General features: G+C 59.7%; 21 protein-coding genes and 1 tRNA gene. 14 read left to right on the top strand and 8 right to left on the bottom strand.

Annotation, left to right across the window (positions count from 1 at the left end; genetic code table 11):
• Window positions 1-5 precede the first annotated feature (5 nt).
• Genes hisD through J4721_RS00385 form a run of 7 tightly spaced genes read left to right on the top strand, consistent with a single transcriptional unit; the run spans window position 6 to window position 5,668 of the window.
• Window positions 6-1,313 (top strand): histidinol dehydrogenase, encoded by a 1,308-nt coding sequence (hisD, locus tag J4721_RS00415; RefSeq protein WP_211001852.1) that lies wholly within the window; start codon window positions 6-8, stop codon window positions 1,311-1,313.
• Complete coding sequence (locus J4721_RS00410) at window positions 1,306-2,067, top strand: SDR family NAD(P)-dependent oxidoreductase (protein ID WP_211001851.1); 762 nt, start codon at window positions 1,306-1,308, stop codon at window positions 2,065-2,067. The genes hisD and J4721_RS00410 overlap by 8 nt, the downstream gene beginning before the upstream one ends.
• Window positions 2,064-3,044 (top strand): alcohol dehydrogenase catalytic domain-containing protein, encoded by a 981-nt coding sequence (locus tag J4721_RS00405; protein WP_102883128.1) that lies wholly within the window; start codon window positions 2,064-2,066, stop codon window positions 3,042-3,044. The genes J4721_RS00410 and J4721_RS00405 overlap by 4 nt, the downstream gene beginning before the upstream one ends.
• 28 nt (window positions 3,045-3,072) lie before the next feature.
• Entirely contained in the window at window positions 3,073-3,483 is a 411-nt protein-coding gene (locus tag J4721_RS00400; protein WP_076619363.1) for a universal stress protein, read from the top strand.
• A 36-nt stretch (window positions 3,484-3,519) separates the two neighbouring features.
• Entirely contained in the window at window positions 3,520-4,026 is a 507-nt protein-coding gene (gene comD / locus J4721_RS00395; RefSeq protein ID WP_014873886.1) for a sulfopyruvate decarboxylase subunit alpha, read from the top strand.
• Entirely contained in the window at window positions 4,023-4,577 is a 555-nt protein-coding gene (gene comE / locus J4721_RS00390; protein WP_076619361.1) for a sulfopyruvate decarboxylase subunit beta, read from the top strand. Before comD ends, comE begins: the two co-directional genes overlap by 4 nt.
• Window positions 4,577-5,668, top strand: a complete 1,092-nt coding sequence (locus J4721_RS00385; protein ID WP_102874673.1) for an alpha-hydroxy acid oxidase — start codon at window positions 4,577-4,579, stop codon at window positions 5,666-5,668. Before comE ends, J4721_RS00385 begins: the two co-directional genes overlap by 1 nt.
• 53 nt (window positions 5,669-5,721) lie before the next feature.
• Here J4721_RS00385 and J4721_RS00380 read toward each other — a convergent pair whose 3' ends face one another.
• The 3 genes from J4721_RS00380 to J4721_RS00370 all read right to left on the bottom strand — a co-directional run bounded on the left by J4721_RS00380 (window position 5,722) and on the right by J4721_RS00370 (window position 8,764).
• Window positions 5,722-6,330, bottom strand: a complete 609-nt coding sequence (locus J4721_RS00380) for an acyl-homoserine-lactone synthase (protein WP_027247800.1) — start codon at window positions 6,328-6,330, stop codon at window positions 5,722-5,724.
• 168 nt (window positions 6,331-6,498) lie between these two features.
• Complete coding sequence (locus J4721_RS00375) at window positions 6,499-8,241, bottom strand: ATP-binding protein (protein WP_211001850.1); 1,743 nt, start codon at window positions 8,239-8,241, stop codon at window positions 6,499-6,501.
• A 447-nt stretch (window positions 8,242-8,688) separates the two neighbouring features.
• A tRNA-Thr gene (locus tag J4721_RS00370) sits at window positions 8,689-8,764 on the bottom strand.
• Between the two features lie 378 nt (window positions 8,765-9,142).
• On the opposite strand from J4721_RS00370, the gene J4721_RS00365 reads away from it, so the two are divergent.
• Both J4721_RS00365 and J4721_RS00360 read left to right on the top strand, forming a co-directional pair.
• Entirely contained in the window at window positions 9,143-10,132 is a 990-nt protein-coding gene (locus tag J4721_RS00365; RefSeq protein WP_211001849.1) for a hypothetical protein, read from the top strand.
• 175 nt (window positions 10,133-10,307) lie between these two features.
• Window positions 10,308-11,600: an O-acetylhomoserine aminocarboxypropyltransferase/cysteine synthase family protein gene (locus J4721_RS00360; RefSeq protein ID WP_211001848.1), complete on the top strand. Its 1,293-nt coding sequence runs from the start codon at window positions 10,308-10,310 to the stop codon at window positions 11,598-11,600.
• Between the two features lie 66 nt (window positions 11,601-11,666).
• Here J4721_RS00360 and J4721_RS00355 read toward each other — a convergent pair whose 3' ends face one another.
• A complete protein-coding gene (locus J4721_RS00355; protein WP_211001847.1) occupies window positions 11,667-12,383 on the bottom strand; it encodes an SIMPL domain-containing protein in 717 nt (238 codons plus the stop codon).
• Window positions 12,384-12,552: 169 nt separating this feature from the next.
• Here J4721_RS00355 and J4721_RS00350 point away from each other — a divergent pair, with 169 nt between their 5' ends.
• Complete coding sequence (locus J4721_RS00350) at window positions 12,553-15,261, top strand: hypothetical protein (RefSeq protein ID WP_211001846.1); 2,709 nt, start codon at window positions 12,553-12,555, stop codon at window positions 15,259-15,261.
• Between the two features lie 115 nt (window positions 15,262-15,376).
• On the opposite strand, the gene hppD is transcribed toward J4721_RS00350, so the two are convergent.
• The gene (gene hppD, locus J4721_RS00345; RefSeq protein ID WP_014879366.1) at window positions 15,377-16,477 is read right to left on the bottom strand and encodes a 4-hydroxyphenylpyruvate dioxygenase; all 1,101 of its coding nucleotides are present in this window, start codon (window positions 16,475-16,477) and stop codon (window positions 15,377-15,379) included.
• 144 nt (window positions 16,478-16,621) lie between these two features.
• On the opposite strand from hppD, the gene J4721_RS00340 reads away from it, so the two are divergent.
• From J4721_RS00340 to J4721_RS00330, 3 genes are all read left to right on the top strand, one after another.
• A complete protein-coding gene (locus J4721_RS00340; RefSeq protein WP_014873850.1) occupies window positions 16,622-17,077 on the top strand; it encodes an Lrp/AsnC family transcriptional regulator in 456 nt (151 codons plus the stop codon).
• Between the two features lie 62 nt (window positions 17,078-17,139).
• Window positions 17,140-18,360 (top strand): PAS domain-containing protein, encoded by a 1,221-nt coding sequence (locus J4721_RS00335; RefSeq protein WP_014873849.1) that lies wholly within the window; start codon window positions 17,140-17,142, stop codon window positions 18,358-18,360.
• 497 nt (window positions 18,361-18,857) lie between these two features.
• Window positions 18,858-20,750 (top strand): monovalent cation:proton antiporter-2 (CPA2) family protein, encoded by a 1,893-nt coding sequence (locus tag J4721_RS00330; protein ID WP_211001845.1) that lies wholly within the window; start codon window positions 18,858-18,860, stop codon window positions 20,748-20,750.
• A gap of 65 nt (window positions 20,751-20,815) precedes the next feature.
• On the opposite strand, the gene cobT is transcribed toward J4721_RS00330, so the two are convergent.
• Window positions 20,816-21,832 carry a nicotinate-nucleotide--dimethylbenzimidazole phosphoribosyltransferase gene (gene cobT, locus J4721_RS00325; protein ID WP_014879362.1) on the bottom strand — a complete coding sequence of 339 codons (1,017 nt, stop codon included), beginning with the start codon at window positions 21,830-21,832 and terminating at the stop codon, window positions 20,816-20,818.
• Between the two features lie 99 nt (window positions 21,833-21,931).
• Here cobT and cobS point away from each other — a divergent pair, with 99 nt between their 5' ends.
• Window positions 21,932-22,690 carry an adenosylcobinamide-GDP ribazoletransferase gene (cobS, locus tag J4721_RS00320; protein WP_211001844.1) on the top strand — a complete coding sequence of 253 codons (759 nt, stop codon included), beginning with the start codon at window positions 21,932-21,934 and terminating at the stop codon, window positions 22,688-22,690.
• Window positions 22,691-22,703: 13 nt separating this feature from the next.
• Here the strand turns inward: cobS and J4721_RS00315 are convergent, their stop codons facing one another.
• Both J4721_RS00315 and J4721_RS00310 read right to left on the bottom strand, forming a co-directional pair.
• Window positions 22,704-23,477 carry an ion channel gene (locus J4721_RS00315; protein ID WP_014879360.1) on the bottom strand — a complete coding sequence of 258 codons (774 nt, stop codon included), beginning with the start codon at window positions 23,475-23,477 and terminating at the stop codon, window positions 22,704-22,706.
• Between the two features lie 182 nt (window positions 23,478-23,659).
• On the bottom strand, window positions 23,660-24,172 hold the full coding sequence (locus J4721_RS00310; protein ID WP_014873844.1) for a CarD family transcriptional regulator: 513 nt from the start codon (window positions 24,170-24,172) through the stop codon (window positions 23,660-23,662).
• Between the last annotated feature and the right edge of the window lie 22 nt (window positions 24,173-24,194).

Raw genomic sequence — 24,194 nt, 5'->3', positions numbered from 1 at the left:
TGGACATGACCCGTGAGTACCTGAAGAAGGCGGCCCTGACCCCAAAATCTGATGCGTCCGAGACCCATAAGACCGTGCAGGGGATCCTTGATGATATTGAGGCAGGCGGCGACGCCAAAGCATTGGAATATGCCGCAAAATTCGACCGTTACGAGGGCAATGTGCTGCTGACGGACGAGGAGATTGAAGCCGCCTGCGCGCTGGTACCCGAGAAGCTAAAGGCCGATATCCGGTTTTCTCACGACAACGTACGGCGCTTTGCCGAGTTGCAGAAAAGCACGATGCAGAATGTGGAAACCGAAATCTGCCCCGGCTTCATCACCGGGCAGAAGGTGATCCCGGTGGATGCGGCGGGCTGCTATGTGCCGGGCGGGCGCTACAGCCATGTCGCCAGCGCGATCATGACCGTAACAACCGCCAAAGTGGCCGGTTGCAAGCATATCACCGCCTGCTCGCCGCCGCGCCCCGGCGTCGGCGTGGCCCCGGCCATCGTCTATGCCGCCCATATCTGCGGCGCGGATAAGATCATGGCGATGGGCGGCGTGCAGGGGGTTGCGGCGATGACCTTCGGCCTCTTTGGCCTGCCCAAGGCCAATATCCTCGTTGGCCCCGGCAATCAATTCGTGGCGGAGGCCAAGCGCATCCTGTTCGGTCGTGTCGGTATCGACATGATCGCAGGCCCCACCGATAGCCTGATCCTGGCAGACAGCACGGCAGATGCTCATATCGTTGCCACCGATCTCGTCAGCCAGGCAGAGCATGGTTACAATTCCCCGGTCTGGCTGGTGACCGATGATCGAGCTCTGGCCGAGGAGGTGATGCGGCTGGTGCCCGGGCTGATCGACGATCTGCCCGAGGTGAACCGCGAGAACGCCGCTGCGGCCTGGCGCGATTATGCGGAGGTCATCCTATGTGCCGACCGCGAAGAGATGGCCGCCTGCTCCGACGACTACGCGCCCGAGCATCTGACCGTGCAGGCCGAGGATCTGGACTGGTGGCTGGGGCAGCTGACCTGCTACGGCTCGCTGTTTCTGGGCGAAGAGACCACGGTCTCCTACGGCGACAAGGCGGCGGGCACCAACCATGTTCTGCCGACCTCGCGCGCGGCCAGCTACACCGGCGGGCTGTCGGTCCACAAATACATGAAGATCGTCACCTGGCAGCGCGCCACCCGCGAAGGCTCCAAACCAGTGGCGGAGGCCACCGCGCGGATCGCACGGCTGGAGGGGATGGAGGGCCACGCCCGTGCTGCCGACGTGCGGCTGGCCAAGTATTTCCCTGATGAAACCTTTGACCTGACCGCCAATGGCTGACCCGCGCCCCCTGTTCGATCTAGCAGGCCACACCGCCTGCATCACCGGCGCCAGCTCCGGACTGGGGCGGCGGGCGGCGGTGGCACTGGCTGCGGCCGGGGCACAGGTGGTGGCGGTGGCGCGCCGGGTGGAGGCCTTGGAAAGCCTCTGTGCGGAAATTGGGGCAAGCGCGGCCCATGTCGCCGCCGACGTTGCAGACAGAAGCACGCTGGATACGCTGCGGGATAGAGTCTCGGCCCCCTTTGGTCCGCCGGACATCCTGATCCACGCGGCAGGGGTGAACACGCGGCAACCCGCGGATCAGGTCACGGCTGAGGGCTGGGACCGGACAATTGCTCTCAACCTCTCGGCGCCATTCTTCCTTAGCCAGGCTCTGGTTCCCGCGATGAAGGACCGGGGCTGGGGGCGGATCGTCAATTTCGCCTCGCTCCAGACCACCCGTGCCTTTCCCGGCGGCATCGCCTATGGCGCCAGCAAAGGTGGGATCGGCCAGCTGACCCGCGCCATGGCTGAGGCGTGGTCGTCTTTCGGCATCACTGCCAATGCCATCGGACCCGGTTTTTTCCCCACTGAACTGACGCAGGCTGTGTTCGAAGACGACGCCCGCGCCGCCCGCAACGCCGCGCAAACCTGCATCGGCCGCAACGGTCGGATGGAGGATCTCGACGGGCCGCTCTTGTTCCTGTGCTCCGAGGCCTCTGCCTATGTCACCGGGCAGATCCTGATGGTTGATGGAGGGTTCACAGCGAAATGAAAGCCTTGGTTTATGAAGGGGTTGAGACGCTGGTGTTCCGCGACGTGCCGATGGTTGCAGCCCGGCCGGGCGAGCATCTGATCCGCATTCGAGCCTCCGGCATCTGCGGGTCGGACATGCACGCCTATCTGGGCCACGACGCCCGCAGGCCCGCCCCGCTGATCCTCGGCCACGAAGCCGCCGGCGTGATCGAGGACGGACCGCAGAAGGGCCGCCGGGTGACGATCAATCCACTGGTCACCTGTGGCAGCTGCACGGCCTGCGCATCGGGGCGCGAAAACCTCTGCGCCAGCCGACAGATCATCTCCATGCCGCCGCGCGAAGGTGCCTTTGCCCAATTTGTGGCGATGCCAGACCGCAATCTGGTGACGGTGCCAGACAACGTACCACTGGAAAAGGCGGCGCTGGCAGAACCCTTGGCCGTCAGCTGGCACGCCGCCCGGTTGTTGCTTGAGGCGCTGCACCCAGACACCGAACGCCACGCGCTGGTGATCGGCGGTGGCGCCATCGGGCTGGCGGCGGCACTGGCACTCAGGGCGATGGGGGTGAAGGACGTCACCATCCAGGAACCAAACGCTGCGCGCCGGGCCTTCCTGACGGACCGCTGCGGCCAGCAGGCGGTCGCAGAGTTTCAGGGGATGGTGCCGCTGGTGGTGGACGCCGTCGGCTATGCCGCCACCCGCGCCGCGGCCTCTGCCTGCGCCGCCCCCGGTGGTGTGATTGCCCATGTCGGCCTCGGTGAGGATATCGGCGGTTTGGATATCCGCCGCATGACGCTGCAGGAAATCACCTTTATCGGCACCTATACCTATACCGCGCAGGATTTTCGCAACACGGCACAAGCGATTTTTGATGGCCGATTAGGAGCACTGGACTGGCCCGAGCTGCGCCCCTTGTCAGAAGGAGCCGCCGCGTTTCACGACCTGCGGTCCGGCGCAGTGGCCGCGCCAAAGATCATTTTATCCCCCTGGGCCTAAGCCCTGAGCTGAGCAAACGGAGAGTACCATGTATGACAAGATCCTGGTTCCCATGGCCCTGGACCACGGGGTTTCCGGCACAACGCTGAAAGCTGCCGCGACCCTGTGCAACCCCGGCGGGCAAATCACTGCACTGCATGTCTATGAGGCACCGCAAGGTTCTGTCAGCGCCTATTTGGATGAGGATGCAGTACGTGAAGGGCTGGATAGGGCCCGCCAACAACTGACCAAGAAAACCGCTGACTATGGCGATGTCACAGCTGAAATCGTCAAAGGCCGCTCGTACCGGGCCATTGTTGAATATGCCGAACAGAACGGCACCGACTGCATCGTCGTTGGCTCACATAAACCCGGGCTCAGCGACTTTTTCCTCGGCTCGACTGCCGCCCGTGTTGTGCGCCACGCACCCTGCGCCGTGCATGTCTGCCGCACCCTCTGACCCCAACACCGAGACCTGAAGCAAAGGCAATCGACCATGAGCATAGACAAAAGGATCGCTGACGATCTGGCGGCCAACGGCGTCTCTTTCGTCACCACCGTGCCCTGTAAACAACTGGCGGGCGTGATTGAGGAAATTGACCAGCGCGATGACATTTTTCATATCCCTTCCAACAAGGAAGATGAGGGCATGGGCCTGTGCGCCGGAGCCTGGATGGGGGGGAAACGTCCGGCGATTATCATGCAGAACACCGCCATTGGGGTCACCATCAACACGCTGGCAACACTGATCCAATACTACCGGATGCCGCTGCCGATGCTGATCTCCTACCGTGGTGAGCTGCGCGAGCCGGTGGCCTGCCAAGTTGAAATGGCGGTGCATACCAAGGCGCTTCTGGCGCAGATGAACATCCCGACCTACCATTTCCATTGGCAAAAAGACGTCGAGGAATTCGATAACATCCTGAAATACACCTTCATGTGCAACAAACCCGTTGCCATCCTGACCGATGCCAATTTCTGGGGAGGCTATGGCGACCAATGATCCGTTCTGAAATACTGAAGGAAATCGCCCCTATCCTGCGGGATCAACTGGTGGTCTGCAATATCGGCATCCCTAGCCAAGAGCTGCATGCAATCGACGACCAGCCGAGCAATTTCTACATGCTGGGCACCATGGGGCTGGCCTCCTCCATCGGGTTGGGGCTGGCGCTGGCGCAGCCGAAACCGGTGATTGTAATTGATGGTGATGGGTCCGTCCTAACCAACCTTGGAACCCTGCCTACGATCGCCAACAACGTCGCGGACAACTACATCCTGATGATCATCGACAATGGCTCCTATGGGTCGACGGGCGACCAGCCGACCTATACTGGCCGCAAGACATCGCTTGCCGAGATGGCACGTGGTGCTGGCTGCGAGAATGTGGTCGAAGTCGTGGATAAGGACACCGGGCCCGCACTGGAAACCGCTCTTGCAAGCGGCAAGATGACAGTGATGGTGGTCAAATGTGACAGCGGCAACGCCAAGATGCCGGTGATCACAATGGACCCGGTGGTCATCCGCGATCGCTTCATGAAGGCCGTGGCCAGCTGATGGGTGCGGGCGCCATCCATTCCGCCGAGGATGCCCGCCGCCTCGCCCGGCGGCGGCTGCCCTGGATGGTGTTTGACTATATCGACGGGGCCGCCGGACAGGAAACCGGGGTGGCGCGGAATCGCGCCGCGCTGGGTGGCATCGCCCTGCGGCCCCGTATCCTGCGCGATGTCAGTCAGCGCTCGCTTGCTACGCACGTCTTCGGCGCCGAGGCAGATCGCCCTTTTGGCATCGCCCCTATGGGCATGTGCAACCTCGCCGCTCCCGGCGCCGACCTGATGCTGGCCCGGCTGGCCGCGCGTTACCGGGTGCCGCATGGGGTTTCCACCGTCGCCTCGACCCCGCTGGAAGAGATCATCGAAACGGCCGAAGGCTATGCCTGGTTCCAGCTCTATTTCAGTGGCGACGGCAGCGGCACCTTCAAACTGGCAGAACGCGCCCGTGCAGTCGGCTATCATACGCTGGTGCTGACCGTTGATGTGCCCGAGGTGGGTCGCCGTCCGCGTGAGTTACGCCATGGCTTTACAATGCCTTTCCGTATCGGGCCACAGCAGTTCATCGACTTTGCCCTGCACCCGCGCTGGTCACTGACAACTCTGCTCAAAGGCAAGCCGGTGATGGCAAACTTCGAAATGGAGGGCTATGAATTTGACCGCACCCAAAGCCGGGCGCGGGCCACTTGGGATACGCTGGCCCGGCTGCGCGACCTTTGGCCCGGAAAGCTGGTGGTGAAAGGCGTACTGGACGTCGAAGACGCCCGCGCGCTGGTGTCAGCCGGGGTTGATGCCATTCAGGTGTCCAGCCATGGCGCGCGACAACTGGAGGCCGCGCCCGCCCCGATAGAGATGTTGGCGAAGATCCGTGCAGATCTTGGGCCGAAGTTCCCGGTTTTCTATGACAGCGGTCTCCGATCGGGCGAAGATGTCCTGAAAGCGATCACAATGGGCGCTGATTTTGTATTTCTGGGCCGCATCCTGCAATACGCTATTGCTGCAAGAGGCGAGACCGGGTTGGCACAGTTGTGGCATGCAATAAGCGAAGAGCTGAGCATTGCCATGGCACAAACCGGCCGCGTCTCACTGAACCATTGAGAGCGCGATGCAACGCGACATAGAGGGCCGAGCAAGGCCACCGTCGCGCGCATTCATGCTGCGTTTGCGTCGCTGCGCTGGTCCTTTGCGTCGACCGTAAGGTGGTAGGCCTGACAGATTTCACCGCCCGCTTCGAACCTCGGTCCGGCCGAGGTGATCGACAGGCGCGCCCGACGCATCAGCAGCGCGGCTGTGACCGAGGTGATACACAAAAAGGCGTTGATTTTCCACTCCTGCGCGAGTCGGGACAGGCCGCGCTCCAGATGTCCACGCACATGCATACGATCCCGCGCGCTTAGCGTGTCTTCGACAAAAAACCGGCTGACCTCCCAGATTGCAGCATCCTGTGGCGCCGCATGATCCAAGACATTTGACGGCAGGCCCGGCAGCAGCCCCAATTGCGCATCGCGCAACATATAGCTGGTGGTCATGCACTGCGCCGTCGTCGGAGTCACCCGGAAACCACCAAGAACCGTTTTTCCTTCATGAACAGTGCAGTAGATACTTTCCGGCGTGTCGTACTGGTCGAACTCCAACCCACGCACATTGGGCAGGTTCCAGCGTCGCAACTGAACAAAATGACGATACCGCGCGCGCAACATCTCAGTGAAGAGCCCACCGGTCTCCGCAAAATTGTCGAATGTAATTTCTGTCGACTGCATCGCAGATCCGGTCAGCTGTTCCAGCCCGAATGCAAATGTACACTCTGGCAATTTATCGAAAATTCGACTCAACCTATCCGGAAAGCGTAAATTTTGAATTAATTCAGAATGACAGATCCGCTTTTTGCGACGGCTTCTCATATTCGGTTCGCATCAGTCGCAATGCGATCAGGCGGAGCGCGCCGCCGGTACCGATGTGATCTTGCGAATTTCCGAAAGCAGTACCGATTTCTTGACCGGTTTGGACAGATAGCTCACAGCGCCGAGCCGTAGGAACAGCTCCTGTTCTTCCGGCGCGGCGTTCGCCGTCAGCATAACCACCGGTGTCGCCCCAACCCGCCCGCCACGTCGCAGCATTTCCGTCAGGGTTTCCCGGCCATCCATCACCGGCATTTTCATGTCCAAAAGCACCAAATCAAACGGTTGTCGCTCTAAGGCGTCCAAAGCCTCAGCGCCATTTTCTGCATCGGTGATCCGCACTCCGCTGTTTTTTAGAAACGCCCGGACAACCAGACGATTGGATGTCGTGTCATCCACCAGCAGAATGGATAGATCGCCAAGCTCGCCCGTCTCTGCACGCGCAGTCTGCTGCGGCAGGACCTCCACCTCAGAGGCATCCAGCGCGGTGATAGGGCACAAGAAAGTGAAGCAGCTACCCCAGTCGCGGCCGGTCTGCACGGTGATATCGCCGCCCATGATGCGGGCCAGATGGCGGGCGATCGCCAGCCCCAATCCGGTACCAGGCACGTTGGGGGCATTCTTGTCCTTGGCGCGATAAAAATCCGTGAAGAGTTTGGCGCTCTGCTCAGGCGTCATGCCCCGACCAGTGTCGGACACTGCAACGCCCAGCATCATGCGCCCGCCAATATCTTCGCAATCTGCAACCACCTCAACCTGACCTGTTTCGGTGTATTTTACAGCGTTGGACACCAGGTTTCCGATCACCTGCCGCAACCGCAACGCATCACATTCTGCATAGTCCGGAACACTCTGCGCCAGGCTGACGGCCAGCGCGAGCCCCTTTTCATCCGCCCGCGGGCGATACATTTCGACGGCGCTGGAAATCTCTTCCCGAGGGCTGGCAGTGGCAAGGTTCAGTTCGAACTGACCGGACTCAATCTTGGCGTGATCAAGAACATCATCAAGAATACCCGTGAGCGCCTGAGACGATTTTCGCAGGAGTTGCGTTTGCTCCCGCAGCGTATCGGATCCGGAATTTTCCTCTTCGATGAGTTCGGACATGCCGCAGATCGCATTCAGAGGTGTGCGAATTTCATGGCTCATCGCGGCGAGGAAGCGGCTCTTAGCGCGGCTCGCGGCCTCCGCCGCGCTTAACGCCTCACGCAGCCGCGCGGTCAAATGGTGCTGCACCCACATGGCGTGCACCATATAGGCGGCTCCCAGCAAGAGAATGACCGCAGCAATGATCATCTCGCCGGGGCTCGCGACGCGCAGCAGCGTGGCACAAACCATATACCCCACGGTAAGGATAATCGGCACCGCAGTGATGATCCCAAAATAGAACCACGCAGAGCGCGCAACCACCGAATGATTGAGCGCGATGATAAGCAGCATCGCCCCCATCAGTTTCGGGAAGGGTTCAGGATGCAGGAACAACAGCAACGACAGAGAATTGAAAACGCAGACGCCAACAAACGCAGAACCGGCGAAGAGGACCATGCCGCCGAGCGTGACGCCAGAAGACAGCCGCCGGTAGACCCGCAGACCCACCAATTCGACCAGAACGTAAGCCGCGTAGACAACGGCAATGGTCTGCAAGGACAGAAAGTAGAGTGACAGCAGCGACACCAGGGTGATCGAGGCAAATCGGGAGGGAAGGTCCGACCGAACAAGCTTGTTCTGGCTGGCAACGGAGTTCACGAGGTCTGGCGATAATGAAAACAAACGCATCCTCCCTTCCGGTTTTCCCTGGCCACCTCCCCACCGTCGCGTTCACGCGTCAAAGGCGAGCATCACCTAATTTGACAACAGATATCCGATTCGCTCGTACCGTTAAATTGCGGTCAAATGGTGACAGATGACTTAATATTGCCGAGCGGACCTTAACGACAGGCTGATCAAACTCAACTTTTAGCGAGAAAGACAGCCCCAACCCGGATAGGAATATCCCCCCACCAGCAGCTCAACCATGGCGGCTTTGAGCCACATGATTTGTCACACAACCCCTCCCACGGGTGTCATGAAACCGAAGCTGTTTTGGGGTTATCTTTGGGTGCTATTGTTGCATTGTCTAGGCGCAACAACGCGCACCAGCCGCGGCCATCGCGACGCGTGTGAGAAGACACGAGTGAAAAGCACGCCCTGCAAACGCACCCTAACAACGGTTAATTGGAAAGATGGTGCCCCCACACGGACTCGAACCGCGGACCTACTGATTACAAATCAGTTGCTCTACCAGCTGAGCTATAGGGGCCTTGGGCAGCGAGATAGCGCCTCTCGCGGGAGGGCGCAAGACGAAAAATTCGTCTCGCGACTTAGAATTTCATGGCGGTATTTGAGTGCATATTTTCCCGTGATAGATCCCGCCCCCTTTGCAGTCGGCCAACCGGATCTGTCAGGTCTGAATTCCAGCAGTTTGCGCGATCATCCTAGAGTTGGCAGCTGTAGCCATTTTGGCTGGTCTGTTTGACCAAGCCTGCGTTGCGGTCGGGCCCCAAATGTCAAATCGATCCAAAGCCATGCTGGTGACTGACGCAGAAATATATGATCATGCCATCAACCAGCTGATAGGGGCTGTCGCGTGCCAGCCATAACCACGTGCTGACCGCCCTGAATAACCGGAAGCAGCCGTATGACGGAAACACGTTTCAATATCATGATCGTCGGACAGACGGGGCGGTTGCAATATGAGGCGGTGCTGTTTGCAGCCTCCCTGCGCCGATACGCCCCTAATTTTACGGGTCGGCTCTATGTGGCGGTTCCGCAACCTAGCGGGCTCTGGACAAAGGACCCCAGCATTCGCAACAAACCGGTGCTAGAAGCGCTGGAAGCTTTGGGAGCAGACATCTTGCCGTTTCAGTCGGTGGCCTTTGGCGAGAGCTACCCCTATGGCAACAAGATTGAGGCACTTCTGGCGCTGCCGGAGGGGGAGCCATTTGTGTTCTTTGACACCGACACGCTGATCACCGGTCCGCTCGACCAGCTACCGTTGGATTTTAGCCGCCCTTCTGCGTCCCTGCGCCGAGAGGGCACCTGGCCGAAGCCGACACTTTACGGTCCCGACATGACCGGAATCTGGCGGGCGCTCTACGATCGCTTTGGATTGGATTTTAACAGCAGCCTTGATCACAGCCAGCCTGAAAATTTCTGGCGCCGCTATCTCTATTTCAATGCCGGCTACTATTACGGAAGCTGTCCGCGCGTCTTTGGCCAGCGGTTTCTTGAGTATGCAGCGTCCATCCGCGACGATCTGCCAAAGGCATTGATCGGCCAGTCGCTGGATCCCTGGCTGGATCAGATCGCCCTGCCGCTGGTCATTCACAGCCTCGGCGGGGGGCGTGCGACACTGCCCGAGGGCTATCTTGATGGGGAGATGAGTTGCCATTACCGCAGTTTACCGCTGCTTTACGCTCGGGAAAGCGATGATGTCGTCGCCGCGCTCGAGACAGTGGCCAGCCCGAACAAGATCAAGAAAGTTCTGAAACAATATGAGCCGATGAAGCGAATGATCTATCAGGGCCGTGGTGCCAAGGTACGGGCGATGTTTGATCGCGACAACCTACCTCGCAAGGAGCAGGCATTGCGCAACCGGATCAAATCCGCCGGTTTCTGGATGCGATAATCAGCACTTCTAACGCGCTGCCTCCGCGGAAGAGTGCCTTTAATACCCCTGCCGGATCCTGCGCCACGCGAGGGTGGCGCCAATTTGCAGCTTGCCTTACGGGGCGTGGCAGAGTGTTCTTACGCGCGAAACAACTTCCGACCAGTGAGGTCGACTATCCAGGGGAGCACATCCAATGTCTGAAGCGCCAAGCTACGGGTTCGACACATTGCAAATTCACGCCGGCGCCAAGCCGGATCCGGCCACCGGAGCGCGACAGACGCCGATCTACCAGACCACGGCCTATGTGTTTCGCGATGCGGATCATGCGGCGGCCCTGTTCAACCTTCAGGAAGTCGGCTTCATCTATTCGCGCCTGACCAACCCGACGGTGGCCGTGCTTCAGGAGCGCATTGCAACCCTGGAAGGCGGCGTCGGCGCGGTCTGCTGCTCCTCCGGCCATGCAGCACAGATCATGGCGTTGTTCCCGCTGATGGGACCGGGATGCAATGTGGTCGCCTCGACCCGGCTTTACGGGGGTACCGTCACCCAGTTCAGCCAGACTATCAAACGCTTTGGCTGGTCGGCTAAATTCGTGGATTTTGACGACCCTGAGGCTGTGGCCGCAGCCATTGATGACAACACGCGGGCGGTATTTGGCGAATCTGTTGCAAACCCTGGCGGCTACGTCACGGATATTCGCTCCATTGCGGATGTCGCGGACGCGGCGGGTGTGCCGCTGATCATCGACAACACCTCTGCCACGCCCTATCTCTGCAACCCGATTGCTCATGGTGCGACGCTGGTTGTGCATTCCACCACGAAGTACCTGACCGGCAATGGTACCGTCACCGGCGGCGTGATTGTCGATTCCGGCAAATTCGACTGGTCGGCAAATGACAAATTCCCGTCGCTGTCGCAGCCCGAGCCGGCCTATCACGGGCTGAAGTTCCACGAGACCTTTGGCGGTCTGGCCTTCACCTTCCATGGTATTGCCATCGGCCTGCGCGATCTGGGCATGACCATGAATCCACAGGCAGCGCATTATACGCTGATGGGGATCGAGACCCTCAGCCTGCGGATGGAACGCCACTGCGAGAATGCCAAAACCGTTGCGTCCTGGCTGGAGCAGGATCCGCGGGTTGATTATGTGACCTACGCGGGGCTGCCATCCTCGCCCTATCATGATCGTGCGAAAGCACAGTATCCCAAGGGCACCGGCGGGCTGTTCACCTTTGCTGTGAAGGGCGGCTATGACGCCTGTGTCAAACTGGTGAACTCGCTGGAAATCTTCAGCCATGTCGCCAACCTTGGCGATACCCGCTCGCTGATTATTCACTCTGCTTCGACCACCCATCGCCAGCTGACACCTGAACAGCAGGAGGCTGCCGGGGCCGGGGCGAATGTTGTGCGTGTCTCCATCGGGATTGAAAACGCCGATGACCTGATTGCCGATCTGGATCAGGCCCTGAGCAAGGCGATCAGCTAAGTCACTGATATCACGCCGGTATCATAGTATTATAAAAGGCCGGGGCATCCCGGCCTTTTTTAGTTCTCAGTCGTTCACCGGCAGCTTGATATCGTAAACCACGGAGACGCTGTGGCTGAAATTCAGCACCCCTGCCTCAATCGGCATTGGTGCGCTGCGGGCCATCTCCATCGCCATCATCGGCTGACCACCGCCCGTGTCGCGATCATGAATTGACCGCACAGGGCCCAGCTCAACTCCGGCGGCTTCTGCCAGTTGCGCTGCTTTGCGCCGCGCATCCTTCACAGCGGCGCCGCGGATCTGGTCCTGCACTTTGGCCGGATCGGCAACACCGAAACTCAACCCACGGAAATCATTGGCGCCGACCTTCAGCACCTGATCCAGCACCTCGCCCAGCCGATCCAGATCACGGATGCGCAGGGCCAGGGTATTGGAGGCATTGAACCCGGTGATTTTGCGGCGCCCCTCGGAATAACTGCGATCCTGCGACCATACTGGGTTCAGTGAAATCTGCTGGGTCTGCATATCCTCTGCGGCGATGCCGGCCGCGCGCAACTCATCGACCACCGCGACCATCTTGGTGGAGACGGCGGACATGGCCAGCGCGGCCTCTTCCGCCTCCTCGGTGACCCCCAGGGTGATTGTCGCCAGTGTCGGGGTGACGGCGATACGCGCCTCGCCAGTGACCGAGATCTGGCGATCCACCGGGGTTTCCTGCGCATGGGCAAGCCCTGTTGCCAGCAGAACCGCCAGCGCGGAGGCAAAGATATGTCTAGCTTTCATCGAACTGCTCCTTTTCTGGGGTGTAACATGGGGATGGCAATTGACCGCCTGCAAGGGGGAAATCGTGTCTTTTCCTTTCCCTTGCGCGCGCTCTGCCTTATGGTCTGCGCCAAGATCGCCCTGCCACACAGGGGTATGGGCATACTAAAGCTGAAGGCGTGTTTGCATCATGAAACCGGGGTTTGCACTTTCTCTGTCCTCCACCGGCGTTGGCCTATTGCAACGTGCCGCCGGGGGCTGGCGCCAGATTGGCACGGTTTCGCTGGATGTCGAAGATCTGAGCGCCGCACTGGCAGATCTGCGCCAACTGGGCGAACGCCATGCCCAGGGACCGATCGCGTGCAAGCTGATCATCCCGAACGATCAGATTCGATACCTGACGCTTGACACCGGGACCACCGATCTCGACAGCCGCCGCGCCGCTGCCGAGCAGGGCCTGGATGGGGCGACCCCGTATCGCGTGGATGAGCTGGCCTTCGACCTGAGTGAGGACGGGGCACAGACACATGTGGCTGCCGTCGCCCGCGAGACTTTGCAAGAGGCTGAAGATTTTGCGCTGATGCATGGGTTTCTGCCGGTGAGCTTCGTTGCGACGCCGCAGGAAATGAACTTTCTGGGGGAGCCGTTTTTCGGCGCGTCTCAGACCCTGCTGCAATCCGGGGAAGCCCCGGTTGAACCTGACGGTGTCGCGGTGGTTGATATCGGCCCGGCAGGTGCGCCGCCCGCCATCTCAGACGCATCAGACACAGGTGCGGACGCTAAGGTAGATGCCGACACCCGCTTGGACGAAAACGCATCACCCGACGCGCCCGACGCTGATGATACCGCCCCCGCGGCCCCTGCCCCGTCAGAGCCCGTGTCGGAACTCGAAGACGCATCTACTGATGACAGTTCCGTTGATGAGACTGAAACTGCTGCAGCGGAGAGCAAGCCGGTCGAACAGACCGGAGCTGAGCCGGATCACGTCTCTGACGACACGCCCGTTGCGGATACCGAAGATACACCGGCACCGCCAACAGCCATCGCTGCGAGCGGTTTTTCGACACGGCGACGCAAGGATGGGGAGCTGCGCGCACAGAAAGCGTCGGTACCAACGGCCGCCCCAGCATCGCCCAAAGCCCCCGCAGCGACCAAAACCGGTGCTGGGGCCAATACCGCAGCGCCGTATACAGATACCAAGCCAAAGGATGGCCCGCGCGTGGTGCCTCATGCTGCCTTTGGCTCCATTGCACTTGCCGACAGCCCGGCGGCGCTGGGAAAAGGCGACGTCAAAGCGCAGCCGCAGGCCGCTCAGACAACCGGACCGATCGTCCCCTCCCTCGCCGCCAAGAGTAGTATCCCCCCCGCTCCAAAAGCATCGGGCCCGGCGCCGGTTCTACCCCGTGATGACATAGGGGACATCCCACTCACGGAGACGCCCAAAGACAAGAAATCCCTGCATGAGGCAGGCAAGGCATCCCTACTGGCCGGCGTCTCAAAGCAGAAGGTCGGCGGCAAGCCACGTTTCCTTGGCTTGGCTCTGGTGAGCGGCTTGCTAATTGTCATGGCGATTGTGGCGGCCTGGGCAATCCTTGCCGACAGGCAGTCCCGCAATGCCGTCAGTGACGCAACTGCGGTGCCATTAAGCAGCCCAAACACAAGCGGCTCCGGTGACATCGCGCCGCAGGTCAGCGCGATACCAGATCAGCCTGATGAGGGGGCGTTGTTGCCACTGGACGCAACGCCAGACGGCACTTCCCCCAGTGACGCAGCTGCGACTGCGAACGGTGATGAGGGTCTTTCCAGCACGGATACGGCCGTTCTGGACGCGCTGCGGCTGGAGCAGGACGCCACACCGACGACAGATGAGACCCTTACTGAGGATCTGGACCAGGCCGAGCTGGCCCCGGAAGCGGATGAGGCTGCGGCGGCGACCGATCAGGATACGCCGCTCACACGCGCGGCCCAATACGCTGCAACCGGCATCTGGCAACACGCGCCTGAAACGCCCGAGGCCCCGGGAACAGATACGCTTGAGACCCTCTATGTGGCGTCAATTGACCCAACGGATATCTCCGAAGACGCAACAGCCCTGCCTGATCAGACATTGTTCGCCACGGATCTGGAACTGGGCACGATCAGCACCCCCACTGCTGCCGGACAGCAGTTTGACCTGGATGAGCGCGGATTGGTCAAGGCCACCCCGGGCGGGACGCTGAACCCGGACGGGATCATGGTGTTCCTCGGCCGTCCCGAAAAGGTCCCGCCACCGACCCCTGCCCGCCCAGACCCGGACGTTGCCGCCGCAGCGGAGGAAGCCGCGCGTCAGGTGATCTTGTCGGAACTTCGCCCCAAACAGCGCCCCAACGATCTCGTCGAACAAAACGAGCGTGCGCAGCTTGGCGGGTTGAGCCGTGCTGAACTGGGCGCGCTTCGCCCCCGTGGTCGCCCACCGGGATTGAAACCGCCAGAAGAGAACAGCCTGCCCGCAACCGCACAGGCGATTGCACGCTCCGTTGTGCCCCGAGGGCGGCCAGCCAATTTTGCCAATCTGGTCGACCGTGCGCAGCGCAACCGTCAGCGCAATGCGGAGCCCAGCATCTCAGAGGCGGTCGCCAGCGCACCGCCGCGAACCGTTACACCACGAATCCCATCCAGCGCCTCGGTTGCGCGGCAGGCCACCGTCGACAATGCGATAAATCTGCGGCGGGTGAACCTGATTGGTGTCTACGGCACCCCGTCAAATCGCCGCGCGCTGATCCTGATGCCCAACGGCCGCTACAAAAAGGTAAAGGTCGGAGATCGGATCGATGGTGGTCGTGTTGTGGCTATTGGCGACAGCCAGCTGCAATACCAAAAAGGCAACCGCAACCTGACGTTGAAGATCCCCAGCGGTTAAGGCCAACACAGTCAGCACACTGCGAACAAGGTGCAGAATACGCGCCAAAAGATCGAACAAAAAAGCCGGACCAATCTTGGTCCGGCTTTTGTCGTTACGGTCTGCAAACGGCTGATCACTCAGCCCCTGCAAGCTCCCCGTTGGCAATCTGTTCGCGTTCAATCGACTCAAACAGCGCCTTAAAATTGCCTTCGCCGAAGCCGTCGTCGCCCTTGCGCTGGATAAATTCGAAGAAGATCGGCCCAATCACAGTTTTGGAGAAGATTTGCAGCAGGATCTTGGTCTCCCCCCCGTCAACAACGCCTTCGCCGTCAATAAGGATGCCATGTTTCTGCATCCGGTCCAGCGGCTCCTCATGGCCGATCACACGGTCGTGGCTCATCTCATAGTAGCTGGCCGGAGGGGCTGGCATGAACTTGATCCCGCGGTCTGAAATCTCATCCGTCGCGCCATAGATATCTTCGCTACCAACCGCGATGTGCTGGATACCCTCACCGTTGTATTTTTTCAGATAGGAGACAATCTGCCCGGTTTCGCCGCGATCTTCATTAATCGGGATGCGGATGCGTCCGCAAGGAGAGGTCAGTGCGCGGCTCAGCAGCCCGGTGAATTTGCCTTCGATGTCAAAGAATCGGATTTCTTTGAAGTTGAACAACTCGCCATAGAACCTGAACCATTTGTCCATATTGCCCTTGAAGACGTTATGGGTCAGGTGATCGAGGTAATAAAAGCCAACACCGCGCGGTTTTGACTGGGTGAGCCACTCGAACTCGGTGTTATAAGGCGAGGTGTCATAGTACTGGTCGATAAAGTAGATCAGCGAGCCACCAATCCCCTTAATCGCAGGGACGTCCATCGTCTTGTCGTCACCTTCATAAGCTTCTGCCCCCTTTGAGACGGCATGTTCGAAGGCCTTTTGCGCATCAACAACACGCCACCCCATGGATGGCGCACAAGGACCATGATCCGCCACGAAACGCTCGGCAAAGCTGCCTTTCTCGGCATTCAGGACATAGGTGATATCCCCCTGCTGCCACAGCTCGATGCCCGGCTTGCTCTTGTGGCGCGCCACCAGCTCATACCCCATGCGCGCAAAGAGATCGCGCAGCTCCTGCGGGTCGGGATGGGCAAATTCGACGAATTCAAACCCATCGGTCCCGGCCGGATTTTCTGGGCTGATGACGGATTTCGGTGCGTTATGCGGGAACGGGCCCATGCGGCTTCCTCCAAATAGGGAATAGTTTAGCTGCATTCAGAATACCGCAATTCAGATGCTTGTTTTGCGCATAGTTTAGAATATGCCAGTGTAGAGGCGCGCAAATCACGCGCAAAAATCACAATAATCGTGAAAGTCCCGCACATGCTAGACATAACTGATCAGAAACTGCTCTCCGCACTGCAAAAAGACGCTCATCTGACGGCACAGCAGCTGGGGGAACTGCTGAACCTCTCAGCGAGTCAGGCCGGGCGACGCCGGCAGCGCCTGGAGGCCGACGGCTACATCCGCAGCTACGAAGCACGTCTGGATCCTGACAAGCTGGGGTTGAGTGTTCAGGGGTTTGTGCAGGTCCACCTGGAAAGTCACGGACCCGAACAATCTGAACGATTTTCACGGCTGGTCCGGATGCGTCCTGAAATAACATCAGCCTGGACCATGACGGGCGAAGCCGATTATTTGCTTAGGGTATTCTGCACTGATCTTGCTGCGTTAAACCGGCTTTTGCATGAAATTCTGCTGCCGCACCCGACGGTCGCGCGTGTCCAGAGCCAGATTGTGATGGCACAATTAAAAAGCGATGGGCCGCTGCCGACTTAAGGTTCCGTGAACACTCGTGCGCTATACAAACACGGTACAGACTTAGAGATTGGATAGAGACCGTGTCCTTTGTAGATCGTCGCATTGAAAGCCGCCCCACCCGCGGCGAGGCTCCATTTGGGCTAAACGAGGTGTTCTTCTCCCGCACCGACAGCCGGGGGGTCATCCTCGCCGGCAACTATGTGTTCCGCAGGGTATCCCACCACGATTGGGAAGAACTGCTTGGCGCGCCACATCGCACCATTCGCCATCCCGACATGCCCAAGGGTGTGTTCCAATTGTTCTGGGACACCATCAAGAGCGGTCAGACCATGGGCGCCTACGTCAAGAACAAGTCGAAAGATGGGCTTTATTACTGGGTGTATGCTGTCGTGGTGCCCTGCGCTGACGGTTACCTGTCAGCGCGGATCAAACCCAGCAGCAAGATGTTCGACGATACCCGAAGCCTCTACGCCAAGCTGCTTGCGGCGGAGCAAAACGAAGGTCTGACACCCGAGGAAAGCGCCGAACGCCTGAAGGGCTGGATCGTCGATCATGGTTTTGACAACTATCGGCAATTCGCGACCAAAGCGATGAGTGAGGAACTGATCGCGCGCGATATCGGACTGGAGAATGAGCCAGATCAGATGATTGTCGATCTGTGTCAGATGCTGGACAACGCCAAGACACTCGTCGGTGAGACCGAAGGCCTGATCAAGGATTTCGACGCCATGCATACAATCCCGCATAACCTGCGGGTCATTGCGTCGCGTATTGAACCCTCGGGCGGACCGGTCACCGTGCTGTCGCAGAACTATGGCGCGATGTCGCGTGAAATGTCTGACTGGTTTGCAGCGCATGTCATGGGCAAGGACAGCAATTTCGCGGTGATCGAGGCGGCCGTGGACGATTCCCTGTTTGTGGAGTGCATGGTGCGTGTCCTGAAGGAATGCGACATCCAGCTTCAAAAGGAACGGCGCAGCCTGGGAGAAGTTGACATGCAGGGAGAACGCGACATCCTGGCTCAGCTGGTGGCCCAGCAGCTGGAACGCGCGGGCAATGGGCTCGACCAGGTGGAGCGCGAAGCCTCACGAATCATGCATGCCTGTCAGGTTATGCACCGCCACTTTCTAGGCCTCAGCTCGACCCGTGTTCTGTGCAAGATCGAAAGTGCCCGCCTACCGGAGTCAGGCGAAACACTGGCGGATATCATCGATCAGCTTGGCGTCTTTCAGGAGCGCATATCCCAACGGCTGGAGCGTATTGCAAAACTCAGTAATGAGATCCGCTCACTGGAACGCTGACGCGAGGCGCACAGGTTATGCACAAACCGGGGTCAGGATCCACTAATCTGCCAGCGCTGGTTTTCTGTTGTCCCTGATAAGAAATAGAGCCGCAGGAATAGCGGCTCTATCTCAAAGGCCTGAGAGACGTAACTCAGATGAGCCAGCTCGTGCCCGGACCTTTGAACTGCGGCAACGCAGTGGCATCGAGTTTTTTAGGTTGCGACCGCCAGTCCCGGCGCGCTCAAAACCTCTGTATTATTGCCCTTAGCGTGCCAGCAGTACTGCATTGATGGGTTCTGCCCTGGGGTGCCCCTCCTGCAAAGCCAAATACGCGTGCGCTCCGTTTGACGAGAGGCCCGACCGGTCCTGCGCGACGGTCAGGCCGCTCCGTGCAGGTTGCTTTTTCGGACAGATATGGTGCCGTAGCAGCAAATGGCAGCGCCGCCACACCGACCCGCGCCACCATCGCATGTTAAACGTTGCCAAGCCGGGCGGCGCTTGCGATACCGAAACTTATGGATGCATTTCTCTATCAGGCGACGATCTACCTTGCAGCCGCGGTGATTGCCGTGCCGATTGCCGCACGCCTCGGGCTTGGGTCGGTTTTGGGCTATCTGGCTGCCGGAATCATAATCGGACCGGTGTTCGGGTTCGTCGGAAGCGAAGCCGAAGATCTGCGCCATTTTGCCGAATTCGGCGTCGTCATGATGCTTTTTCTGATCGGGTTGGAGCTGGAGCCCCGCGCACTTTGGGCGATGCGGCATAAGTTGCTCGGCCTCGGCGGCCTCCAGATCCTTGTGAGCACGATGGCCCTGATGGGTGCAGCCATGCTGGCAGGGGAGACCTGGCAGGTGGGTCTGGCCATTGGCTTGGCGCTCTCGCTCTCCTCAACCGCCATCGTACTGCAGACCCTCTCTGAAAAGGGACTGATGCGGACCGGCGGGGGGCGGGCGACATTCTCGGTTTTGCTCACGCAGGATATCGCGGTCATCCCCATCCTTGCCTTACTGCCGCTGCTGGCCGCCCAACATGGCGCCCAGATCACCGGGAATGGATCCATCGCTCGCGGTGCGGATGATGCCCATGCCGCATCCAGCCACGCCACACTTTCGCTTGTCGAAGGGCTGCCCGGTTGGGCTGTAACCCTGGTGACCCTTGCCGCAATCGGGTCAATTGTGCTGGCCGGGGTCTATCTCGCCCGTCCGGTGTTCCGGTTCATTCATGCCTCCAACCTGCGCGAGATGTACACGGCTTTGGCGCTGATGATCGTTGTTGGCATCTCGTTCCTGATGACGCTAGTCGGCCTCTCGCCTGCGCTTGGAGCCTTTCTGGCGGGGGTGGTTCTTGCCAACAGCGAATTCAGGCATGAACTGGAAAGCGACCTCAACCCCTTCAAGGGGCTGCTGCTGGGGTTATTCTTCATCACTGTCGGCGCCGGTATCAACTATCGCTTGTTTCTGGCAGAGCCGGGCGATCTGATCGGCCTCGCCCTCCTGGTGATCATTGCAAAAGGCGCCGTGCTTTACTTTGTGGGCAAAGCATTTGGCCTGAAGAAACGCGATCACTGGTTGTTTACGCTGGGCCTTGCGCAGGCGGGTGAATTTGGGTTCGTCCTGCTGGCATTTTCACGGCAGCTCAATGTTGTGCCGCCTGAACTGTCAGAAAAACTGCTTCTGGTGATCGCCCTGTCGATGCTGATCACCCCGCTGTTGTTCATTCTCTATGACCTGCTGTCGAAATACAGCAAGGACAGTCCAAAAGAACAGGCCCCTGATGAGATCGATGAAGAAGGCCCGGTCATCATTGCCGGGATTGGACGCTTCGGCCAGATCGTCAATCGCCTGGTCCGTGCCAGTGGGTTCAATACCGTTGTTCTGGACAGCAATATGGCATCCGTACAGCTGATGCGGCGGTTTGGCGTCAAGAGCTTCCTCGGTGACCCCACCCGCCCCGAACTGCTGAAAGCAGCTGGCATTGCAAAGGCCAAGGTCCTCGTTGTGGCGCTTGACGACAGAGAGGCTGCACTCAGGTTGGTTGCCCATGCCCGTCGTGGGTATCCGGATCTGCATATCATTGCCCGCGCATTTGATCGCAACCATGTGTTTGAACTCTACAAGGCAGGGGCGAATGATATTGTGCGCGAGATGTTCGACAGCTCCCTGCGTGCCGGGCGCTATGTTCTGGAGCAGATCGGGCTGAGCGAATATGAGGCGGCGCAGGCCGAACAGACCTTCTATGCGCATGATCGTCAAACCGTGCGCGAGCTGGCAGGCCTCTGGATTCCCGGGACACCGGCCAGCGAAAACCCGGCTTATATCGCCCGTGCCCGTGAGCTGGAGAAAGATCTGGAAACAGCGCTCCTGGAGCTTGCAGAGGCCAAGAAATCCTCAGACCAGAAATTAGCCTGAGTCCCAGCTGCATCGCCTCATCGTCCAACGGCGGGTAAAGCAATACTGAGCCGTCTATCGGCAGCTCAGCTGCCGGAGACGCCCGCTTCCTCAAAGGTTGCCATACCGCTGTGGCACGCGACAGCGGCCCGCAGTACCTGGATGGCCAAAGCCGCACCAGATCCCTCTCCAAGGCGTAGATCCAGCGAGAGAAACGGTGGTTTGCCAAGATGGGTCAGCAATGCGGCATGGGCGCTTTCGGCGCTCTGGTGCCCTGCGACGACGTGATCCAGTGCCGCCGGGTGGGTCCGCATCAAGCAGGCCGCCGCCGCGCAGCAGATAAACCCGTCCAGAATGACCGGAATTTTCATCATGCGGGCCGCGGTCATCGCCCCGGCCATGGCGGCAATCTCGCGCCCGCCGAGACGGCGCAGCGCCTCAACCCCGTCAGTGATGGCCGGGCCATGCAGCGCCACCCCTTCCGCTACAACCCGGGTTTTATTTGCCAAGCCCGTGTCGTCGACACCGGTTCCACGTCCGGTCCAATCCCCGGCGTCCCCCCCGAACAGCGCGCACGCCAGCGCTGCGGCCGGTGTGGTATTGCCAATACCCATCTCGCCCACCACAAGCAGATCCGCGGAGGGATCAACCGATTTCCATCCAGTCTGCAACGCACTGAGTAGTTCGGCGCTGTCCATGGCCGCGTCTTTGGTAAAGTCCTTGGTTGGCGTTTCCAGATCAAGGCTATGAACATCGAGCCGGGCACCCGCGAGCTTTGCCAGCTGGTTGATCGCGGCGCCGCCGTGTTTGAAATTGGCGACCATCTGCGCGGTCACCTCGCTCGGGAAGGCCGAGACCCCCTGCTGCACGATGCCATGGTTGCCCGCAAAGACGATCACCTGCGGCGCCCGGATCACCGGGCGCTCGGTGCCACGCCAGCTGCCGTACCAGATCGCCAGATCCTCCAATCGCCCAAGCGAGCCCGGCGGCTTGGTCAATTGGCTGTTGCGTTCGGCCGCGGCCGTTTCAGCCCGTTCATCCACGCCCGGAGCCTGCGCAAGCTGCGCACGAAAGTGATCAAGCGAAAAGAGCGGTGACAGCATGGAAAGCCTCATTGCATCGAAGGGGTCGTCGCAGGTAAAGCGGATCATCCGTATGTACCGGTTCATCTTGACACCGCAAGCCCTCCGTGAGGCCCGCAAATGCGAAAAAACGACATATCTGGTGTAGATTTTCTGCTCGTGTTGATCTTGTTGACACGTTTGCCCATGCCAAGGTTGCAAAAACAGCAGTTTGCGCGACATGCGCACGCGGCTTGGGCATTTCCCTTTGCTGGGGTTGCCGTTGCGGTACCGGCGTGCCTGTTGGCGGTGATCGCGCAGGGCATGGGATTATCTCCGATGCTGGCTGCTGGGATCGCGCTGCTCACGCAGACACTTCTAACGGGCGCCATGCATGAAGATGGGCTCGCAGATACCGCAGATGGGTTCTGGGGTGGTTTCACCCGTGAGCGGCGGTTGGAGATCATGAAGGACAGCCAAATCGGCACCTATGGGGTTCTGGCGCTGATCATGACAATTGGTCTGCGCTGGATCGCCTATGCGAGTCTGCTGGCAGCTGACGCGGTGTGGGTGCTCTTGCCCGTGGCCATGCTGAGCCGGGCTATGATGCCGGTTGTTATGGCAGCGCTGCCGAATGCGCGCATCACCGGCCTGTCCTCCTCCGTCGGGCGCCCGCCCTGGAGGGTCTGCGGGCTGGGGCTGGCGATTGCAACCCTGGCTGCCGTACTGTTCCTCGGCTGGAACGCCTGGGGACCCTTGCTGGCGATGTGTACGATCGCTGCCGTCATCGCTGCCACCGCCCGCACCAAGATCGGAGGACAGACCGGTGATGTGTTGGGGGCCACGCAGCAGTTGAGTGAGCTTGTCGCCCTGCTCTGCCTGTCCGCCGCCCTCAGCTGAGCACCGCTGCCGCTTACTCCACGCCGCTGGTGCGGATCTTCAGCTGTCCGCCACAGTGCTTACAATGCACCGCATCTACATCGTGGCGGGTCAGCCCGCATTGGCTGCAGGTATAGCGCACACGCTGCGGATTAAAGATCGCCTGCGCCAGCCGCACAAACAGGGTCACCCCCACCACCATGACAAACACCGAGAAGGTTTTGCCAGCAGGGGTCGCCATGGTGATGTCGCCAAAGCCGGTGGTGGTCAGCGTCGCGACCGTAAAATAGAGCGCATCGATATACGGATAGTCGCTGCCCGTGGTATCCATGAAGAAAACCAGTGCCGTCATCGACGTCGCAAAGACAAAGATGAACAGGTTAATCCCGGCAATGATCGCATCTTCATGACGACGAAAAAACCGGCTGTCACGCCGCAGATCCTGCAGCAAATGGTAGGAGTGGATCAGTCGTAGGCCCCGCAAGATGCGCAGGAACGCCAATCCTCCGGGCAGAATGGTCTCCAGCAACAGCGACACCAGAACGATGATGTCAGCGAGCGTGTAGATGCGCCAGAACAGCTTGCGGCGGTTGCTGCTGATCCAAAGCCGTGCCGCCAGATCCAATGCGATGACCAGCCCCGCCAGCCAGCTCAGCCCGATCAGCCAAGGCCCATGGGGGATATGAGCAGTGGACATGAAAAACAGGATGGTGATGGCATCAAAGCCGATCAACCCATAGCGAAACCGGACCGATGCGCTATCGGTGCCACGATAGAGATCGGTCAGGCGAGTTTTTAGATCCGTCATGGATATTCTCTGCTCGTTTTTTAGCCATGGTCGGGCGCGTCACCCAGTCAGATATACGCAGTGACATCGGGAGGGGCTAAATCATAGCCCAAAAATCAAAAAGGCCACGCCTTGAAGCGCAGCCTTTGTTTTTGATTTTTCGAATATAAGCTGGTTCGATCACCGCTGTTTCTGGGTAGAGATCACGCCGCAGCGCGGGAGGTCAGCACCTCGTCAACCTGCTTCGCGGCAGAGATTTCATCGCCACCGGAAACCGCTGCCACCTCACGCGTCAGGCGCTCAAGCGCAGCCTCATAGAGCTGACGCTCCGAGTAGCTCTGCTCGCGCTGATCATCGGTGCGGTGCAGGTCGCGCACTACTTCGGCGATGGAAATCAGATCACCTGAGTTGATTTTCTGCTCATACTCTTGGGCACGGCGCGACCACATGGCGCGCTTTACCTTCGCCTTACCCTTGAGCGTGGTCATCGCCTTGGCGATCACATCGGGGGAGCTGAGCGACCGCATGCCAATTTCGGTTGCCTTGTTGGTCGGCACCCGCAGGGTCATCTTGTCCTTCTCGAAGGTGATCACGAACAGTTCCAGCGCGAAGCCGGCCACTTCCTGCTCCTCGATCGAAATGATCTGGCCAACGCCATGGGCGGGGTACACAACATAGTCGTCGGGGCGGAATTCAGGCTTCTTCGATTTAGTCATACAGGTCTTTCCTCGCTATGTG

Source organism: Phaeobacter sp. HS011 (assembly GCF_018101215.1).
Taxonomy (GTDB): Bacteria; Pseudomonadota; Alphaproteobacteria; order Rhodobacterales; family Rhodobacteraceae; genus Phaeobacter; species Phaeobacter inhibens.
Note: the sequence above shows the minus strand (reverse complement) of the source record. Positions and strands in the feature narration are given on the sequence as shown.

Coding starts and splice junctions, on each gene's coding strand:
- hisD (WP_211001852.1), top strand. CDS start 6: ATGACCCGTGAGTACCTGAAGAAGGCGGCCCTGACCCCAAAATCTGAT.
- J4721_RS00410 (WP_211001851.1), top strand. CDS start 1,306: ATGGCTGACCCGCGCCCCCTGTTCGATCTAGCAGGCCACACCGCCTGC.
- J4721_RS00405 (WP_102883128.1), top strand. CDS start 2,064: ATGAAAGCCTTGGTTTATGAAGGGGTTGAGACGCTGGTGTTCCGCGAC.
- J4721_RS00400 (WP_076619363.1), top strand. CDS start 3,073: ATGTATGACAAGATCCTGGTTCCCATGGCCCTGGACCACGGGGTTTCC.
- comD (WP_014873886.1), top strand. CDS start 3,520: ATGAGCATAGACAAAAGGATCGCTGACGATCTGGCGGCCAACGGCGTC.
- comE (WP_076619361.1), top strand. CDS start 4,023: ATGATCCGTTCTGAAATACTGAAGGAAATCGCCCCTATCCTGCGGGAT.
- J4721_RS00385 (WP_102874673.1), top strand. CDS start 4,577: ATGGGTGCGGGCGCCATCCATTCCGCCGAGGATGCCCGCCGCCTCGCC.
- J4721_RS00380 (WP_027247800.1), bottom strand. CDS start 6,330: ATGCAGTCGACAGAAATTACATTCGACAATTTTGCGGAGACCGGTGGG.
- J4721_RS00375 (WP_211001850.1), bottom strand. CDS start 8,241: ATGCGTTTGTTTTCATTATCGCCAGACCTCGTGAACTCCGTTGCCAGC.
- J4721_RS00365 (WP_211001849.1), top strand. CDS start 9,143: ATGACGGAAACACGTTTCAATATCATGATCGTCGGACAGACGGGGCGG.
- J4721_RS00360 (WP_211001848.1), top strand. CDS start 10,308: ATGTCTGAAGCGCCAAGCTACGGGTTCGACACATTGCAAATTCACGCC.
- J4721_RS00355 (WP_211001847.1), bottom strand. CDS start 12,383: ATGAAAGCTAGACATATCTTTGCCTCCGCGCTGGCGGTTCTGCTGGCA.
- J4721_RS00350 (WP_211001846.1), top strand. CDS start 12,553: ATGAAACCGGGGTTTGCACTTTCTCTGTCCTCCACCGGCGTTGGCCTA.
- hppD (WP_014879366.1), bottom strand. CDS start 16,477: ATGGGCCCGTTCCCGCATAACGCACCGAAATCCGTCATCAGCCCAGAA.
- J4721_RS00340 (WP_014873850.1), top strand. CDS start 16,622: ATGCTAGACATAACTGATCAGAAACTGCTCTCCGCACTGCAAAAAGAC.
- J4721_RS00330 (WP_211001845.1), top strand. CDS start 18,858: ATGGATGCATTTCTCTATCAGGCGACGATCTACCTTGCAGCCGCGGTG.
- cobT (WP_014879362.1), bottom strand. CDS start 21,832: ATGCTGTCACCGCTCTTTTCGCTTGATCACTTTCGTGCGCAGCTTGCG.
- cobS (WP_211001844.1), top strand. CDS start 21,932: ATGCGAAAAAACGACATATCTGGTGTAGATTTTCTGCTCGTGTTGATC.
- J4721_RS00315 (WP_014879360.1), bottom strand. CDS start 23,477: ATGACGGATCTAAAAACTCGCCTGACCGATCTCTATCGTGGCACCGAT.
- J4721_RS00310 (WP_014873844.1), bottom strand. CDS start 24,172: ATGACTAAATCGAAGAAGCCTGAATTCCGCCCCGACGACTATGTTGTG.